The following is a 1,198-nucleotide window of genomic DNA, read 5'->3' on the forward strand; positions in this document are numbered from 1 at the left end:
CGGGGAGAAAGTCACGGCAGTGCTGGCCAACGCGCAGGGCGGCCTCGAGCTGCTGCCCGCCGCCGCGTACGGCACGCAGTGGCTGCATGTGCAGGATCAGGAAGGCAACTTCCTCGCGCGGCTTCCGCAGGGCGATGCCGTGGAGGAGATCTACACGCAGGGTGCGGGCAAGTGGTGGCGGTTGATCAATCCGGAGTGGATTGATCCGGCTGGGCAACTGGAGAAGCCTCCCGGAGAGGGAGGCAAGTCAGAGCAGCAGATTGGAGCAGAGGCGACAACGCGGCGAGTCGCCAGCGCAATGAAATTCGCCAATGCCATCGAGAACACCTTTCACGAACTGACCTACGCCCACTACGGCAACGACCCGAAACAGTTGGCATGGAACGAAGTGTCGTGGCGCGTTGTTGATGGAGATGCGGCGAAGGCTGGCGATCCGGCCAACTGGACCCTGCTGCTCGGTGAGAAGGGTGACAACAAGAAGGGCTTGCTGAAGGTGCGCGGCAACTACGGCACGGAACTCATCCTGAAGCTGCAACCACCCGGCGCAGCTGCTGACGGCACAGTCCCTGTGGAGCGTAGTGCCAGCAAGGTCAAGGCCAAGCTCAAGTTTGTCCAGCGCGGCTATGACCACCAGAACAGCTACAGGAACCAGGACGCCAACGCCTCGACGCTGTACGGCATCGTGCGCATCGCCAACGAATTCGATCCGGCGTGGTGGGACAAGAAGAACTGAGTCTCCTACTCAGAACATGAAAGGAAAGGCGACCATATGAAGAACACTCGCATTGAACGGTTGTTCGAACACACCAAGCTGCTGTGCTTCGGGCGCTACGTACTTACGGCCCCTGTGGACTCGCGTCTGGCCTTTGGGCGCGACTTCCCGACTTTGGCAAACCAAGCCAAAGACATCGATAAGGTCATGGATGCCGAGCGGGCAAAGATCCTGGCGGCGGACAAAACTGCCGAGATCAACTACTTCGGCAAGGGCCCAGCTCCAAACACATGGCTGATTCGGTCCTACATGGACGACACGGCCAAAAAACTTGAGCTGGAAGGATTTCGCAACTATCACATCGTGGGGCCGCACATTTTTGTGAACGACAGAGGAACCGCAAAGAGCCGAGGTGTCACGGCCGATTCCATCCTCCAAAGCACGATCGAAATCGCCCAGAATCTGCGTCCCCGCACCCCCGACGAA

At 59.3% G+C, this 1,198-nt stretch carries 2 pseudogenes; both read left to right on the top strand.

Annotated features, from left to right (window positions below):
- A pseudogene (locus EJP67_RS33865) lies at window positions 1-733 on the top strand (esterase/lipase family protein); the annotation flags it as partial.
- Window positions 734-769: 36 nt separating this feature from the next.
- Window positions 770-1,198, top strand: a pseudogene (locus EJP67_RS33490) (T6SS immunity protein Tli4 family protein); the annotation flags it as partial.

This window comes from Variovorax guangxiensis (assembly GCF_003952165.1).
GTDB lineage: Bacteria > Pseudomonadota > Gammaproteobacteria > Burkholderiales > Burkholderiaceae_C > Variovorax > Variovorax guangxiensis.